The sequence below is a fragment of the Cupriavidus sp. MEYA8 genome, from assembly GCF_059278825.1.
The window spans coordinates 3,086,796-3,101,556 of record NZ_CM181221.1 but is presented as its reverse complement, the minus strand read 5'-3'; the positions used below and the strand labels follow the sequence as shown (position 1 = coordinate 3,101,556).

Annotated in this window: 13 protein-coding genes; 10 read left to right on the top strand and 3 right to left on the bottom strand. The window is 69.4% G+C overall.

Annotated elements, in window-relative coordinates:
* The first annotated feature begins 13 nt into the window (after positions 1–13).
* The 9 genes from AC5WJ1_RS14445 (at position 14) to AC5WJ1_RS14405 (ending at position 11,580) form a co-directional block, all read left to right on the top strand.
* Complete coding sequence (locus AC5WJ1_RS14445; RefSeq protein ID WP_494476179.1) at positions 14–1,762, top strand: arylsulfatase; 1,749 nt, start codon at positions 14–16, stop codon at positions 1,760–1,762.
* A gap of 58 nt (positions 1,763–1,820) precedes the next feature.
* Complete coding sequence (locus AC5WJ1_RS14440; protein WP_494476178.1) at positions 1,821–4,469, top strand: fused MFS/spermidine synthase; 2,649 nt, start codon at positions 1,821–1,823, stop codon at positions 4,467–4,469.
* Positions 4,456–5,433 (top strand): AAA family ATPase, encoded by a 978-nt coding sequence (locus AC5WJ1_RS14435; protein WP_135705939.1) that lies wholly within the window; start codon positions 4,456–4,458, stop codon positions 5,431–5,433. Before AC5WJ1_RS14440 ends, AC5WJ1_RS14435 begins: the two co-directional genes overlap by 14 nt.
* A gap of 16 nt (positions 5,434–5,449) precedes the next feature.
* Positions 5,450–6,478, top strand: a complete 1,029-nt coding sequence (locus tag AC5WJ1_RS14430) for a DUF58 domain-containing protein (RefSeq protein WP_135705938.1) — start codon at positions 5,450–5,452, stop codon at positions 6,476–6,478.
* Positions 6,475–7,020 (top strand): DUF4381 domain-containing protein, encoded by a 546-nt coding sequence (locus AC5WJ1_RS14425; RefSeq protein ID WP_195431232.1) that lies wholly within the window; start codon positions 6,475–6,477, stop codon positions 7,018–7,020. Before AC5WJ1_RS14430 ends, AC5WJ1_RS14425 begins: the two co-directional genes overlap by 4 nt.
* Entirely contained in the window at positions 7,007–8,029 is a 1,023-nt protein-coding gene (locus AC5WJ1_RS14420) for a vWA domain-containing protein (protein WP_135705936.1), read from the top strand. Before AC5WJ1_RS14425 ends, AC5WJ1_RS14420 begins: the two co-directional genes overlap by 14 nt.
* Positions 8,029–9,666 (top strand): VWA domain-containing protein, encoded by a 1,638-nt coding sequence (locus AC5WJ1_RS14415; RefSeq protein WP_494476177.1) that lies wholly within the window; start codon positions 8,029–8,031, stop codon positions 9,664–9,666. The genes AC5WJ1_RS14420 and AC5WJ1_RS14415 overlap by 1 nt, the downstream gene beginning before the upstream one ends.
* The gene (locus AC5WJ1_RS14410; RefSeq protein WP_494476176.1) at positions 9,663–11,015 is read left to right on the top strand and encodes a BatD family protein; all 1,353 of its coding nucleotides are present in this window, start codon (positions 9,663–9,665) and stop codon (positions 11,013–11,015) included. Before AC5WJ1_RS14415 ends, AC5WJ1_RS14410 begins: the two co-directional genes overlap by 4 nt.
* Positions 11,016–11,136: 121 nt before the next feature.
* Positions 11,137–11,580, top strand: a complete 444-nt coding sequence (locus AC5WJ1_RS14405; protein ID WP_133092349.1) for a thioesterase family protein — start codon at positions 11,137–11,139, stop codon at positions 11,578–11,580.
* Between the two features lie 45 nt (positions 11,581–11,625).
* Here AC5WJ1_RS14405 and AC5WJ1_RS14400 read toward each other — a convergent pair whose 3' ends face one another.
* Entirely contained in the window at positions 11,626–12,525 is a 900-nt protein-coding gene (locus AC5WJ1_RS14400) for a recombination-associated protein RdgC (RefSeq protein ID WP_135705933.1), read from the bottom strand.
* Between the two features lie 106 nt (positions 12,526–12,631).
* Positions 12,632–13,210: a BPSL1445 family SYLF domain-containing lipoprotein gene (locus AC5WJ1_RS14395; protein ID WP_133092347.1), complete on the bottom strand. Its 579-nt coding sequence runs from the start codon at positions 13,208–13,210 to the stop codon at positions 12,632–12,634.
* Between the two features lie 188 nt (positions 13,211–13,398).
* Here AC5WJ1_RS14395 and AC5WJ1_RS14390 point away from each other — a divergent pair, with 188 nt between their 5' ends.
* Positions 13,399–13,821 (top strand): hypothetical protein, encoded by a 423-nt coding sequence (locus AC5WJ1_RS14390; protein ID WP_135705932.1) that lies wholly within the window; start codon positions 13,399–13,401, stop codon positions 13,819–13,821.
* Positions 13,822–13,840: 19 nt separating this feature from the next.
* On the opposite strand, the gene AC5WJ1_RS14385 is transcribed toward AC5WJ1_RS14390, so the two are convergent.
* Complete coding sequence (locus AC5WJ1_RS14385) at positions 13,841–14,674, bottom strand: aldo/keto reductase (RefSeq protein ID WP_135705931.1); 834 nt, start codon at positions 14,672–14,674, stop codon at positions 13,841–13,843.
* Positions 14,675–14,761: the final 87 nt, after the last annotated feature.

Sequence of the window (14,761 nt, the reverse complement as noted above, 5' to 3'; positions counted from 1 at the left end):
ACGGAGGCGGAACATGCACCGAGTTGAAGAAGGCATAGGGAAAGGGCGGGGCTCCAGGCTGGTGATACTGGCCATGGCCGCCGCCGTGTTTGCGATTGCGGGCTGCGGCAAGAAGGAGACGCCGCCTAAGGAACAGCAGCCGGCGGCGCAGGCGCCCACGGCGGCGCCAGTAGCGGCCGAGCCAGCGCCGGCCAAGGAGAATCCGCCGGTGGCGGCCAACGCGCCGGTTGCCGCAGCTTCGGCGCCCGCGCTGGCGGCCACCGCGCCGTCCGGCAAGAAGCCGAACATCCTCGTCATCTTCGGCGATGACGTCGGGCAGACCAACATCAGCGCCTACAGCCACGGTGTGGTGGGCTATCGCACGCCCAATATCGACCGGATCGCGAACGAAGGCATGATGCTCACCGACTACTACGGCGAGAACAGTTGCACGGCGGGCCGCTCCACCTTCATCACCGGCGAGGTCGGGCTGCGCACGGGCCTGCTGAAGGTGGGTATTCCGGGCGCGCCGGTCGGCCTGCAAGCGCAGAACGTGACAATTGCCCAGGCGCTCAAACCGCTTGGCTATGCGACCGGGCAGTTCGGCAAGAACCACCTGGGCGACCGCAACGAGTACCTGCCGACCGCGCACGGCTTCGACGAGTTCTTCGGCAACCTGTACCACCTCAATGCGGAAGAGGAGCCTGAGCGTCCGTACTACCCGAAGAACGACACGGCCTGGGTCAAGGCGAATGGGCCGCGCGGCGTCCTCCACTCCTACGCCGACGGCAAGGTGGAAGATACCGGTCCGCTGAACCGCAAGCGCATGGAGACCATCGACGACGAAACCACGGCGGCGGCGATCGGCTTCATGGAGAAGCAGGTGAAGGCGGACAAGCCGTTCTTCGTGTGGATGAACACCACGCGCATGCACGCGTTCACGCACGTGCGCGAGTCGATGCGCGGACAGAGCGGCATGCCTGGCAATGAGTACGCGGACGGCATGCTCGAACACGACGGCGACATCGGCAAGCTGCTCAAGTCGCTCGACGACCTGAAGGTTGCCGACAACACCATCGTTGTCTACACGACCGACAACGGACCCAACCAGTGGTCCTGGCCGGACGCGGCAACCACGCCGTTCCGCAGCGAGAAGGACACCAACTGGGAAGGGGCATTCCGCGTGCCGGCACTGGTACGCTGGCCGGGCAAGATCAAGCCTGGCACGGTGTCCACGACCATGATGTCCGGTCTCGACTGGTTCCCGACGCTGCTTGCGGCCGCCGGCGATGCCGACATCAAGGACCGGCTGCTCAAGGGCGCCAACATTGGCGGAAAGTCCTTCAAGGTCCACCTGGATGGCTATAACTTCCTGCCGTACCTGACCGGCCAGACCAATGCCGGGCCCCGCCAGGACTTCTTCTACTTCAACGATGACGGCGTACTGGTGGCAATGCGCCACAACGACTGGAAGTTCGTGTTCTGCGAGCAGCGTCACCCGGGCGGCTTCGAAGTCTGGGCCAACCCTTTTACCTGCCTGCGCGTGCCAAAGGTGTTCAACCTGCGCATGGATCCGTATGAACGGGCGGATATCGTCTCCGATCAGTACTATGACTGGACGGCGAAGAATGCCTATATGGTCAGCTATGCATCGTCACGGGTGGCGCCGTTCCTCCAGACGTTCAAGGACTACCCGCCCAGCCAGCGCCCGGCGAGCTTCACCATCGACCAGATGACCGAGGCGGTGATGAAGTCCCTCGACAAGGGGGCAGCCGGGAAGTAATTCCAGTGGCAATGGTTGGCCGGGTCATCCCGGCCAACCTCTTCACCAGGATCGCACCATGAGAGAAGCGCATGCCGGCGCCAACGCCGGCAAGCAGCAAGCGCGGCACAGTTCTGACAAGCCGCGGCGCGCGGAAGGCGCCGCCTTGCAGGCAGGGCAGGGTCAACTGGCGCATCACGGCGCCATGCTGACACCTGCCCTGCTGCTTTTCGTGTCCGGTGCGGCCGGACTGATCTACCAGATTCTCTGGATAAAGCAGCTCGCGCTCGTGGTCGGCGTGGATGTGCACGCCGTCACCACCGCCGTGGGCGCATTCTTTGCCGGGCTCGCACTCGGCGGCTGGTTGTTCGGGCGTGTCGCGGACCGCCATGCGCGGCCGCTGCGGCTGTATGCGTGGCTCGAAATCGCCGTGCTGGTGCTGGCCATTGGCGCCACGCTGGCGCTGGCGCGCTCCGCCGCGCCGTTCGCATGGCTGGAGAGCCGCGCCGGGCTGCTGGCCTGGGCGTTGCCGTTCGTGCTGGTGATCGTGCCGGCGGCAGCCATGGGCGGCACGCTGCCGGTGCTGATGCGTGTGCTGGCGTCGCGCCCCGGCTACATCGGCACACATGGCGGACGCCTGTATGCCGCCAACACCACGGGCGCCATTGCCGGCACGCTGCTGGCGGGCTTCGTGCTGATCCCGTGGCTCGGCATCACCGGCAGCGCGCTGGCCGCGGCCACGCTCAACGGTCTCGCCGCGGTCGCCGCGCTGGTCCTGGCTTCGCGCACCGTGCCTGCGCAGGAACCGGCCGCCACCGCTGCCGCGCCAGCATCCGCAGAGCGCGTGCGCGATGCGGACGACGGGCGGCTGGCGCTGGTGCTTTATGCCGCCGCGGGCGGCATCGCGCTCGGCTATGAAGTGGTGTGGTCGCAGGCCATCGTGCAGTTCATCAGCACGCGCACCTTTGCCTTCACGGTGGTGCTGGCGACTTATCTTGCTGGCCTTGCCATCGGCAGCGCGCTGGCCGCGCGGCGGTCCGATCGGGCGCGCGACCCGTGGGGCGCATTCGCGATGCTGATCGCCGCCGCAGGGCTGGTGGCGCTGCTCGAAATCGTGGTGCTTGGCGAATGGCTGCTGCAGGCGCAGGCTGGGGTGTCGGCCTGGGTGCAATCGGCCACGTCGAGCGGCCTGGCGGCCGCCTGCGCGAGTTTCGCGGTGGCGGCGCTGTGCGTGGTGTTCGTGCCTACGCTGCTGCTGGGCGCGGCGTTCCCGTTCGTGCTGCGAGTGGGCGTGGACAACCACCGGCTCGGCGCTGGCGTGGGCGCGGTGGTCGCGCTCAACACGCTGGGCGGCATCGTCGGCACGGCGGTGGCGGGGTTTGTCCTGGTGCCGCGCATCGGCCTGGTCCATACGCTGTCGCTGCTGGCCGTGGGCGCCGGCATGGTCGGCATCGTCGCGGTCGCGCTCGGCTCGGGTGTGCGCAAGCTGGCGCGCTGGTCGGTGCCGATGGTGGCGGTGCTTGCGGTGATTGCCGCGGCGCTCGCGCCCGCGGACCGGCTCGCCACGCTGCTGGCGCGCGCACGTGGCGGCGAGATCGTGTTTTACGAGGAAGGCGGTGGCGCCACCGTGGCGGTGGTGAAGCAGTCGTCGCCGAGCCACACATTCAACCGCCTCTATATCCAGGGCGTGTCCAATTCCGGCGACACCATGACGTCGCTGCGCTACATGCGATTGCAGGCGCTGCTGCCGCTGATCGTGCATGGCGGCACGCCGCGCTCGGCGCTGGTGATCGGCCTCGGCACCGGCATCACGGCCGCTGCCACGCTGCCATATCCGGGCCTGGAACAGCGCGTGGTGGCCGAACTGCTGCCGCCGGTGCTGCGCGCCGTGCCGCAGTTCCAGGGCAACTTCGGCGTGGCCGGGGACAAGCGCGTCGAGATCCGCGTGCGTGACGGCCGGCGCGAACTGTTGCAGAGCGAGCAACGCTACGACCTGATCACGCTGGAACCGCCGCCGCCTTCGGCCGCGGGCGTGGTCAACCTGTACTCGACCGATTTCTATCGCCTCGCCGCGGCACGGCTGCAACCGGGCGGACTGGTCGCGCAATGGCTGCCGTTGCCCACGCAGAACGATGAAGACACGCGCTCGCTGGTGCGTAGCTTCCTCGACGTGTTCCCGCACGCGACGCTGTGGACCACGGAGCTGCACGAGATGATGCTGGTCGGTTCGCCGTCGCCGATCACACTCGATGCAGTGCGCATCCGCCAGCGCTTTGCGGAGCCCGAAGTCGCGTCGGCGCTGCGCGCGGTGGGCGTGGCGTCGCCGGCAGCGCTGCTGGCGACCTGGGTGACGGACCGCGCGGGCCTGGAGCGCTATGCCGGCGATGCGCCCGCCGTGACCGACGACCGCCCGCGCATCGAATACGCTACCTGGGTGCGGCGCGCCGAGTTCCCGCAGGTCCTGCAGCGCCTGCTGACGCTGCAGACCGAGCCGACGGTGACGGGTGCCGATGCCGGGCTGATCGCCGACATCGGGCGCGAACGCGAAACGCTGCACACTTTCTACACTGCCGGCCTCGACGCCTATTACGGCGACCGCGACGCGTGGGCGCTGCATATGCAGCAAGTCATGCGTGCCGATCCCGACAACCCTTACTACGCCTGGTTCGGAGGTGGCCGCCGAACGCCCGGGCCGGCGCCATCGAGGAAGCCCCATGAGCACCCGTGACGACGTGCTGGCACTGCAGCAGCGGATGGGCGAAGCCATCGTCGGCCAGCAGCACATGATCGAGCGCATGTTGCTGGGCCTGCTCGCTGACGGCCACCTGCTGGTTGAGGGGCTGCCGGGGCTGGCCAAGACGCGCGCGATCAAGGTGCTGGCGCGGAACCTGGAGGCGAAGCTGTCGCGCATCCAGTTCACACCCGACCTGCTGCCGGCCGATATCACTGGCTCCGAGGTGTACTACGCCGAGGGCGGCAAGGGCGAGTTCCGTTTCCAGCCCGGGCCGATCTTCGCCAACCTGGTGCTCGCCGACGAGGTCAACCGCTCGCCGGCCAAGGTGCAGGCGGCGCTGCTCGAAGCCATGGAAGAGCGCCAGGTCACCGTCGGCGGCGTCACCCACAAGCTTGATCCGCTGTTCCTGGTCATGGCTACGCAGAACCCGATCGAGCAGGAAGGCACCTACCCGCTGCCCGAAGCGCAGATGGACCGCTTCCTGATGCACGTGAACGTGACCTATCCCGAGGCCGACGCCGAGGCGCAGATCGTGGCGCTGGCGCGCGCCGAGGAGTCCGGGGCCGCCCCGGGCGCGCAGTCGGCCGCCGCGCAGAAGCTGGCGCCTGAAGTCATCTTCGCCGCGCGGGCCGAGATCCACGGCATCCACGTGAGCGAAGCGGTCGCGCGCTACATGGTGGCGCTCGTGCATGCCACGCGCGAACCCAAGGCCGTCGACGACGAGCTGGACCGCTGGATCCAGGTCGGCGCGAGCCCGCGCGGTTCGATCGGGCTGGACAAGGTGGCGCGCGCCCATGCCTGGCTGCGCGGTCACGACTTCGTCTCGCCCGAGGATGTGCAGGCCGTGGTGCACGAGGTCTTCCGCCACCGCCTGATCCTGTCGTACGAGGCGCACGCGGCCGGTGTCAGCGCCGATGCCGTGATCGACCGCCTGGTGCGGCAGGTGGCCGTGGCCTGACGCGGCGGGCGGCGCCATGCGTTCCCACCTTGCCTCGCTCGGCCGCTCGCCGGTGCCCGCCGGGGAGGGGCCTGATTCGCGCGCGCAGCCTGGTGTCAGCGTCGATGCCGCGGCGCTGGCGGCGCTCGAAGTTGCCGCGCGCGATTTCCATTTCCTGCCGCGGCAGCCCGTGCACAGCGTGCTGGCCGGCCGGCATGCCTCCAGGGTGCGCGGGCGCGGCCTGACCTTCGAGGAGGTGCGCGGCTACCTGCCCGGCGACGATATCCGCAGCATGGACTGGCGCGTCACGGCGCGTACCGGCAAGCCGCACGTACGCGTGTACAGCGAGGAAAAGGACCGGCCGGTGCTGCTGCTGGTGGACCAGCGCATCAACATGTTCTTCGGCAGCCGCCGCGCGATGAAGTCCGTGGTCGCGGCCGAGGCCGCAGCGCTGGCCGCGTGGCGCGTGCTGTCCGAGGGCGACCGTGTCGGCGGCCTCGTGTTCGGCGACGGTGAATGCACCGAGCTCGCGCCGCGCCGCAGCCGCCAGGCGGTGGAGCACATGCTCGGCGAGATCGCGCGCCATAACCAGGCGCTGCGCGCCGATGCCCCCGCGCGGCGCGGCGCCGGCCAGCTCAATGCCGCGCTCGAGCGCGCGGCGCGGCTCGCGCGGCATGACCACCTCGTCATCGTCATCAGCGACTTCGACGGGCATGACGCGGCCACGCGCGACCTGATGCTGTCGATGAGCGCCCGCAACGACCTGCTGACGATGCTGGTCTATGACCCGTTCCTGCTCGAACTGCCGGCCTCCGGCCACCTTGTCGTCAGCGACGGCGAGCTGCAGGTCGAGCTGGGATTCGGCCACGCGTCGACACGCAAGGGCATTGCCGAATTCGTCGATGCGCAGAGCCGCGACCTGCTGGGCTGGCACCGCGCCATCGGCGTGCCGCTGCTGCCGCTGTCGGCTGCGGAGGAAACGCCGCTGCAACTGCGCCGCCTGCTCGGGCAGGCGCTGCCGCAAGGCCAGGGAACGCTGCGCGCCCGGCAGGGAGGGCGGCCATGAGCGACCTGGTGCACAGCACGGCCGCGCCCGACAGCGCCACGATTGCCGGCGATCTCCTGCATATGGCCGAGGTGGTCGTGCCGCCGCCGCCGTCATGGCGGCCGCAGACCATCGGCTGGCCGGTGGCCGGCGCGATCGTGCTGGCGCTGCTGGCCTTCGCGGCCTGGCGCTGGTGGCGCCACTTCCGCGCCAACCGCTACCGCCGCGAAGCACTGGCCGAGCTGGCACGGTTGCGCGCGGGCATGTCCGCGTCGCCGCAGGCTCGCGCGCACGCGCTGGTTGCCATGGCGGAGCTGCTCAAGCGCACCGCGCTGGCGGCGTGGCCGCGCACAGAGGTGGCGAGCTTGGCCGGCGCCGAGTGGGCGCGGTTCCTGCAAGCCTATGCGGGCAAGGCCGGCGCGGCGGCACCGGTGCTCGCGACGCTGGTCAATGACGCGCAGTACCGCGATGCGGCCGCGCTGGCGCAATGGCCCGACAGCCAGGTGACGGCAACCGCCGCGGCCTGCCAGCAATGGATCGCCGGCCACCATGTACCAGTTTGAATACCCGTGGCTCTTCGTGCTGCTGCCGCTGCCCTTGCTGCTGTGGTGGCTGTTGCCGCCGTATCGCGAGGAAAGCCCGTCGGTGCGGCTGCCGTTCTTCGGCGAGGTGGCCAGCGCCGTGGGGCTGAAGCCGGCGCCGGGCGCGGTCGTGCCGCGCAGCAACTGGCTGCAGCGCATCCTGGCGCCGCTCGCATGGGCGCTGCTGGTGACCGCGCTGGCGCGCCCGCAGTTCCTGGAGGCGCCGATCGAGAAGGTGCAGCCGGCGCGCGACCTGCTGCTCGCGCTGGACCTGTCGCAGTCAATGGATACGCAGGACTTCCGCGATCCGGCCGGCGCGCTGATTCCGCGCGTGCAGGCGGTGCGCGAGGTAGTCAGCAGTTTCGTGGCGCGCCGGCCCGGCGACCGCGTCGGCCTGATCGTCTTCGGCGACGCGCCGTACCCGCTGGCGCCGTTCACGCTGGACCACGCGCTGGTGCAGGCCATGATCCATGACCTGCTGCCGGGCATGGCCGGGCCCAGCACGGCGTTCGGCGATGCCATCGGCCTTGGCATCAAGATGTTCGACCAGAGCCAGGCGCCCGAGAAGGTGCTGATCGTGCTGACCGACGGCAACGACACCGCCAGCAAGATGCCGCCCGAACGCGCCGCGGAGATCGCCAGGCAGCGGCACGTGATCGTGCATACGATCGGCATCGGCGATCCTTCCGCCGAGGGCGAGCAGCGCGTCGATCTGGGCGTGCTGCAGCGCATCGCCGCGCAGACGGGTGGACGCTATTTCTTCGGTGCCGACCAAAAGGGACTCGAAAGCATCTACGCAACGCTCGACCGCATTACGCCGCACAACCACAAGACGCTGTCGTGGCGGCCGCGGCGCGAGCTGTTCATGTGGCCGCTCGGCGCGGCGGTTGGCATGGTGCTGGCGTACCAGCTCATCATGGCGGCGTGGTCTGCATGGCTTGCGCGTCCGCGCCGGCGTGGCGCGCCGCAGCCGGCGGCGCAGGAGTCGTGATGCAGGCGCTCGCGGATTTCCATTTCCTGCGCCCGTGGTGGCTGCTGGCGCTGGTCCCGGCGGCGCTGCTGGTGTGGGCCGTGCGCCGCCGTGGCGATGTGCGGCGTCGCTGGCGCGATGCGATCGCTCCGCACCTGCTGGACGCGTTGATGGTCGGCGAGCGGCGCCGGCTGGCCATCCGTCCCGTGCACCTGACTGCGCTGCTGCTTGCGCTCGGCGCCATTGCGCTGGCCGGTCCCGCGTGGGAGCGCGAGCGCCCGCCGTTTCTCGACGACAAGGCGCCGCTGGCGATCGCCATCGACCTGTCGCCGACCATGGATGCCATCGACGTGACGCCCACGCGGCTCGAGCGCGCGAAGCTCAAGGTCAAGGCGCTGCTGGCGCGCCGCGACGGCGGACGCACCGCTATCTGGGCCTACGCCGGCTCCACGCACCTGGTGCTGCCGCTGACCGACGACGCCATGCTGCTGCAGACTTTCGTCGATGCGCTGCAGACCCGTATCATGCCGGCGCCCGGCAGGGACACCGCACTTGCGCTGCGCACCATCGACGCGGCGCTCGCGCACGAGGAGGTGCCTGGCACCATCCTGTTCCTGACCGACGGCGTGGAAACCGCCGCCGTGCGCGCGTTCAAGACCCGGGCAGGCAGCGGGCGCAGCCAGCCGGTGGTGCTGGCGATCGGCACCGAACGCGGCGGCCCGCTGCGCAGCGGCACCGACGGCTTTGTCGAGAAGGACGGCGTGCGCGTGTTCGCGCGCATGGACACGGCCGCACTCAAGCGCTTTGGCGACGACACCGGCGTGCCGGTCGCCACGTTCACGCCCGACAGCGACGACGACGTCGCCTGGGTGCAGCGCCATGTGCAGTCGCACCTCGCGCAGAAGCAGTCGGCGGACAACACGCGCTGGAAGGATGAGGGCTGGTGGCTGACGGTTCCCATCGCACTGCTCGGCGTGCTGTGGTTCCGCAAGGGCTGGACCGTGCGCTGGATCACCGGCGTGCTGCTTGCCGTGGCGCTGGCGGCGCCGCAGCAGGCGCTGCGCGCGCAGGCGCCGGCGCCCGGTGCCGAAGCGCCACGCGCGTCGCGCTTTGTCGACCTGTGGCTCACGCATGACCAGCAGGGCCGCCGGGCCTTCGAGCGCGGCGATTTTGCCGCCGCCGCCGCGCTGTTCGACGACCCCATGTGGCGCGGCGTGGCGCAGTACCGCGCCGGGCAGTACGCGCAGGCGGTGCAGAGCTTCGCGCTGATCGATTCGCCCGAGAGCGACTTCAACCAGGGCGATGCGCTGGCACGGATGGGCAAGTACAAGGACGCGGCGGCGCGCTACCGGGAGGCCCTGAAGCGCCGCCCCCAATGGCCCGCGGCAACGGCCAACCTGGCGCTCATGGAGAAGCTGGCCGCGAAGGCGGAAAATCCGAAGGAAGGCGAGGAGCCGCCCGACATCAAGCCCGACGAAGTGAAGTACGACAGCGAGTCCAGGCCGCCCGAAGGCGAGGGCAAGAAGCTGGAGATGGGCGCGGTCGAAAGCGCGGAGACCTGGATGCGCGCGATCCAGACCACGCCGACCGAACTGCTGCAACGCAAGTTCGCGCTGCAGCAGGGCCAGGCGCAGCCGGGCGCCGGAGCCAAACCATGACGCGCGCGGGTCGGGGCTTCGGCATCTGGCTCGCCGGCCTTGCGCTATGGCTGGCGAGCGCGCTCGCGCTGGCGGCCGATCCCATCGTGCGCGTCGACGTGGCGGCGCGGCAGCCCGTGCTGCCGGGCCAGCAGATCCGCATCGACGTGACGATACTGGCGCCCAACTTCTTCCTGTCGGCGCCTGCCTTCCCGACACTGCAGGTGCCCGGCGCGATCATCACCATGCCGGACGACCGCGGCCAGAACACGGTCGAGACCATTGGCGGCGTGAGCTATGCCGGCATCCGGAAGACCTACCTGTTTGCCGCGGAGCAGGGCGGCGAGTTCCGGTTGCCGCAGGTCTCCATCGCCTTCACTTATGCCGGCGACGACGGCAAGCCGCGCCAGGGCAGCGTGACGCTGCCGGCCACCACGATCCGTGCCGCGGGCGCAGCCGGCGCGCCGGCCGTTGCCACGCTGCCGGTGGCGCGCCTGAACGTCACGCAGCGCTTCGACCGCCCGGTCAGCGGCCCGCAGGCGCAATTCCATGCCGGCGACGCGCTGGTGCGCACTATCATCACGTTCGCGCCGCAGACGCAGGCCATGATGATCCGGCCGCCCAAGGTGGAAGCGCCGGCCGGCGTGCGCGTGTTCGCGGGCGATCCGCAACTCAGCGATGCCGCGCACGACAGCGCGGGCAACACGGGCGGCAGCCGCACCGACCGCATCACCTATGTGTTCGAGCACGCAGGGACCTATACGCTGCCGGCGATCAAGGTGGAGTGGTTTGACCCGGTCACGCGCAAGCCCGGCGAATCGGAGGCGCCCGAGGTGAAGGTGGACGTGGCCGCCGCGCCGCACCTTGCAGGATTGTCCCCGACCGGCCCCCACGCCGCGCCGTTGCCCGGGGAGGGCGGGACCGCGTGGCGCCTGTGGCTGTGGGCGGCCGGCGGCGCCCCGGTTTTGCTGCTGGGATGGCTGCTGCTGCATTGGGCACGGCCGCGCGTGGCACGCCTGCGCCGGGCGCTCTCGGCACGGCGCAGCGCCAGGGCGGCTGGCAGCGAGGCGCGGCTCGCGGCGCTGCTGCAGGCCTGCCGCGCGAACGACGCGCCGGCAGCCTATCGCGCCCTTGGCGTGTGGTCGCGCAGCGCGTGGGGCAAGGCACCATCGGAGTGGGCGGCAGGCACCGACGCGGCGCTGGCTTCCGCCGTCGATGGACTCGAACGGCGCCTGTTCGGTGCCGGCACCGGCACGGGGCAATGGAACGGCAGCGAACTGGCGGGCCTGTTGCCGAAGTACGGCCCCGCACACCGGCCTGTCCGGGCGCATCGGGCCACGCCGGCAGCCCTGCCGCCGCTCAATCCCTGAGCCCCGCTGGCGAACCGGCCGGATCGACTATGATGGGCGCCTCGCCGCCAGCCTGCCCGGAATCGGATGGTCCTTATGCGTGCCTGGCGGCGGCTTCTTGTCCACTTTGCCCGATGCCGCCATGGCCCGCCTTCAACTCGATCTTCCCGACGACCAGTTCTGCTATTCGACCCACCTGACCGTGCGCGTCACCGACATCAACTCGGCCAACCACCTGGCCAACGATTCGATGATCTCGATGATCTCCGAGGCGCGCGCCCGCTTCCTCTATGAGTTCGGCAGCGAGGGAGACAAGGTGGAGGGTCTCGGCATCATCGTCACGGACCTGGCCACCATGTACCGCAACGAAGCGCACGCGCGCGACCAGCTGCTGTTCGAAGTCGGCGTGATGGACTTCAACAAGTACGGCGGCGACATCATCTTCCGCATCACGCGCCCGGCTGACGGCACCCTGATCGCCATGGCCAAGTCCGGCTTCGTGTTCTTCGACTACGTCGGCAAGACCGTGATGCCGATGCCGGCCGGATTTGCCGACCGCTTCCCCAAGGTGAACTGGGTAGCGTAACCGGCGTATCGGTGCGCCGGCGCGCGGCAGCGCGCGCCGCCAGCATCAGCTCTTGCGCTCGCCGCCCAGCGCTTCGGTCAGGTCGCCCAGCAGGCCCGACAGCTCGCCGGCCATCATGGCAAAGTCGGCGTCGAAGCGCTCGTCTTCGTCATACGTGGTGCCGTCGGCCTGTTCCTTGATCACGTCCAGCGGCGCCACCTTCTTCACCACCAGCCCGTCGGTCAGCACGAACGAGACCCGGTCGTTCCAGGTCATCGCCAGGCGCGTGCAGCGCTTGCCGGCGGCAATGTGCCGGCGCAGGTCTTCAGGATCGAGGGGGTGGCGCACGTAGCGCACCGTGGCCTTGCTTTCGCTGCCGGACTGCAGCTCGATTTCCTGGTCGACGGTGAAGCCGCCCGGCGCGGCGTCGCCGGCCAGCCATTCGGTCATCGCCGCCACCGGCGACTGGTTGACATGCAGGTTGACCAGGGGCAGCGGATCCAGCGCCTTGAATAGCATGCCGCGCACTTCATCGGCCTTGGCCGCGGCAGCGGCGTCGATCGCCAGCCAGCCGTTGTCCGGGTCGATCCACACGCGGGTGTCGCGGCGGATGCTGAAGGCGCGCGGCAGCAGTTCCTCGGTGACCTGCTCCTTCAGTTCCTTCAGCTGCTTGCGGCCCGGCTTGTAGCCTTGCTGCTCCTCGATCTCCGCGGCGCGTGCGCGTGTGACCTGGTTGACCACGGTGGTCGGCAGCAGCTTCTTCTCGGTGCGCAGCGTCAGCAGCATCTGGCGGCCGACGGCGTGGACCAGCTGGCCGTTGTCACGGGGCGAGGCCCAGCCCTGCGTCTGCATTTCGAGGCTGGTGCCGGGGTAGAAGGCGTGCTTCGCCAGGCTGGCTTCGACCTCGTCGGCGCCGGGCGTCCACGGGGCGGAGAAACGATGGACCTGCAGGTTCTTGAACCACATGAGAATTCGGCCAAAGGGACGAATTCTATCCCCTCGCGGCGGATGGCCGCGAAAAACCGCCGCCGCACGACCGTCGGACCGTGCGGCGCAAGCCGGCGCCAGGCGCTTACAGGTCGAGCCGGGTGACCTTGCTGCCTTCGAGGCTCAGGCCTGCCATCAGCCCGGCATTGGTCATCACGAAACCGACGATCGGCTGCTGCGCGGTATTGGTGTCGAGCACGCCGCTGGCGCCGACCGTCGCCAGCGCGACGGTAGCGTCGACACCAGCGGTCCAGCCTGAACTGCGCACGAATTTGTCGTACGCGTCCTGCGTCAGGAACATCAGGATCACCGACTTGGACTGCGCGCCGATCTGCCAGCCGACCGAGCCGGAGACCAGGCGGTAATAGCCGCGCGTCGCGCCGCCCGAGCGCAGCGCGCCGTCCCCATATTCGCCGCCGACGATAAAGCCCGCCGACAAGGTCTTGGGGAACACCAGGATGCCGCGCGCGCGATTGCCGAGTTCACGCGAGCCGTTGACCGAGCCATACAGGCGCGACAACGTGGCATCGACGCCCGAGTCCAGCTCGCGGCGCCGTGCCGCCTTGTCGGTCGGTGCGTCGGGCTTTGTGGTGGTGCAGGCACCCAGTGCCAGGCTGCCCAGGGCAAGGCCCGCGCTGGCGGTCAGGAAGTTTCGACGTTTCATCTTGTCTCCTTGGGTGTTGTTGTCGTCTCTGAAGCATAGGCGGCAAAAGCACTCGGACAAAAGATCACGTGGTGACGAGTCGTTTCCATTTGTGACGAAGGTAGCCTCGCCCGGGCATTCATGGCAGTTTGTCGGCTCCAGAAATGACTACGCATCCATGCGGCACCGCCGCATCGCATCATCAAGGCATGAAGAAATTACTTACCGCCCTGCCACTGGCCTTGCTCGCCGCGTGCGCTTCCCAGCCCTCGACCGGACCCGCCAGTGAAACTACCAACGCTGCCGCCAGCGCCGCCACCGCCGACAGCAGCGGCTGGCAGGCGCTGCGCGCCAAATACATGGACTGCGTCAAGGAGAAGGCCGACGACAACCTGTCGTCCAAGGGCCAGTCGAAAGACGTGGCGAATGCGGCGCTAGCCGCATGCCAGTCCGACCTGAACGCCATGCACGACTCTTTCCGCAGTTACCTGGACGGCCAGATGTCGTCGGCGCACGGCAAGAACAGCGCCCGCCAGGCGGCGGCGCGCGTCACTGCCGATACCCGCGACAAGGCGCGCAACTACCTGGTGCGCTATGTCGAGAACCAACGCTACGCGTCGCGCGTGAACTGACGCCGCGCCGCGGGCGCGCTCACAGCATCTCCAGCGCCCCCGGCCCGTCCGGAGGCGGGAAGATGCGGTCGAGTTCGGCCAGCTGGGCCGCCGACAACGGGTGCGACAGCGCGCCGATATTCTCCTGCAGGCGCTCGCGCCGGCCGGTCTTGGGGATGGCGATGACGCCGTCCTGCGCCAGCAGCCAGGCCAGCGCCGCCTGCGCCGCGGTCATGCCGTGGTCGCGCGCGAAGCGCTTCAGCCCCGGGTTGCCCAGCAGCCGCGATTGCTCGATCGGCGAGTAGGCCATCACCGGGATGCCGCGCTGGCGCAGCCACGGCAACAGGTCCCATTCGATGCCGCGCCGGCCGAGGTTGTACAGCAGCTGGTTGGTTGCCATGCCGTCGCCGCCGGGCGCGTCCCATAGCTCCTGCAGGTCTGCCAGGTCCAGGTTGCTGACGCCCCAGTGGCGGATCTTGCCGTCGCGCTGCAGCGCCTGCATGGCGGCGACGGTCTCTTCCAGCGGCACGCCGCCGCGCCAGTGCAGCAGGTAGAGGTCGATGCGGTCGGTGCGCAGCCGCTGCAGGCTGCGCTCGCACGCCTGCACGGTGCCGCGGCGGCTGGCGTTGAACGGATAGACCTTGCTGACCAGGAAGGCTTCGTCGCGCCGTCCGGCCACGGCCTCGCCGATCATCTCCTCGGACTGGCCCTCGCCATACATCTCGGCGGTATCGATCAGCCGCAGGCCCAGGTCCAGGCCCAGCCTCAGCGTGGCGATCTCTTCGGCGCGCGCGGCGGGCGACTCGCCCATGTTCCACGTTCCCATGCCGAGCGCGGGGATGCGCTCGCCGTCGGGCAGGGTGATCTGTTTCATGCGTCGGATTCCAGGATGGCCGGGTTGGATGCCGGCGGCACCCAACTCACACTAGTTAACAACGCACTAAATGTACAAGCGGCGGGG

Excerpts from the sequence above, each read along its gene's own strand:
- AC5WJ1_RS14445 (WP_494476179.1), top strand. The coding sequence starts at position 14 with ATGCACCGAGTTGAAGAAGGCATAGGGAAAGGGCGGGGCTCCAGGCTG.
- AC5WJ1_RS14425 (WP_195431232.1), top strand. The coding sequence starts at position 6,475 with ATGAGCGACCTGGTGCACAGCACGGCCGCGCCCGACAGCGCCACGATT.
- AC5WJ1_RS14415 (WP_494476177.1), top strand. The coding sequence starts at position 8,029 with ATGCAGGCGCTCGCGGATTTCCATTTCCTGCGCCCGTGGTGGCTGCTG.
- AC5WJ1_RS14440 (WP_494476178.1), top strand. The coding sequence starts at position 1,821 with ATGAGAGAAGCGCATGCCGGCGCCAACGCCGGCAAGCAGCAAGCGCGG.
- AC5WJ1_RS14410 (WP_494476176.1), top strand. The coding sequence starts at position 9,663 with ATGACGCGCGCGGGTCGGGGCTTCGGCATCTGGCTCGCCGGCCTTGCG.
- AC5WJ1_RS14395 (WP_133092347.1), bottom strand. The coding sequence starts at position 13,210 with ATGAAACGTCGAAACTTCCTGACCGCCAGCGCGGGCCTTGCCCTGGGC.
- AC5WJ1_RS14385 (WP_135705931.1), bottom strand. The coding sequence starts at position 14,674 with ATGAAACAGATCACCCTGCCCGACGGCGAGCGCATCCCCGCGCTCGGC.
- AC5WJ1_RS14390 (WP_135705932.1), top strand. The coding sequence starts at position 13,399 with ATGAAGAAATTACTTACCGCCCTGCCACTGGCCTTGCTCGCCGCGTGC.
- AC5WJ1_RS14420 (WP_135705936.1), top strand. The coding sequence starts at position 7,007 with ATGTACCAGTTTGAATACCCGTGGCTCTTCGTGCTGCTGCCGCTGCCC.
- AC5WJ1_RS14430 (WP_135705938.1), top strand. The coding sequence starts at position 5,450 with ATGCGTTCCCACCTTGCCTCGCTCGGCCGCTCGCCGGTGCCCGCCGGG.
- AC5WJ1_RS14405 (WP_133092349.1), top strand. The coding sequence starts at position 11,137 with ATGGCCCGCCTTCAACTCGATCTTCCCGACGACCAGTTCTGCTATTCG.
- AC5WJ1_RS14400 (WP_135705933.1), bottom strand. The coding sequence starts at position 12,525 with ATGTGGTTCAAGAACCTGCAGGTCCATCGTTTCTCCGCCCCGTGGACG.
- AC5WJ1_RS14435 (WP_135705939.1), top strand. The coding sequence starts at position 4,456 with ATGAGCACCCGTGACGACGTGCTGGCACTGCAGCAGCGGATGGGCGAA.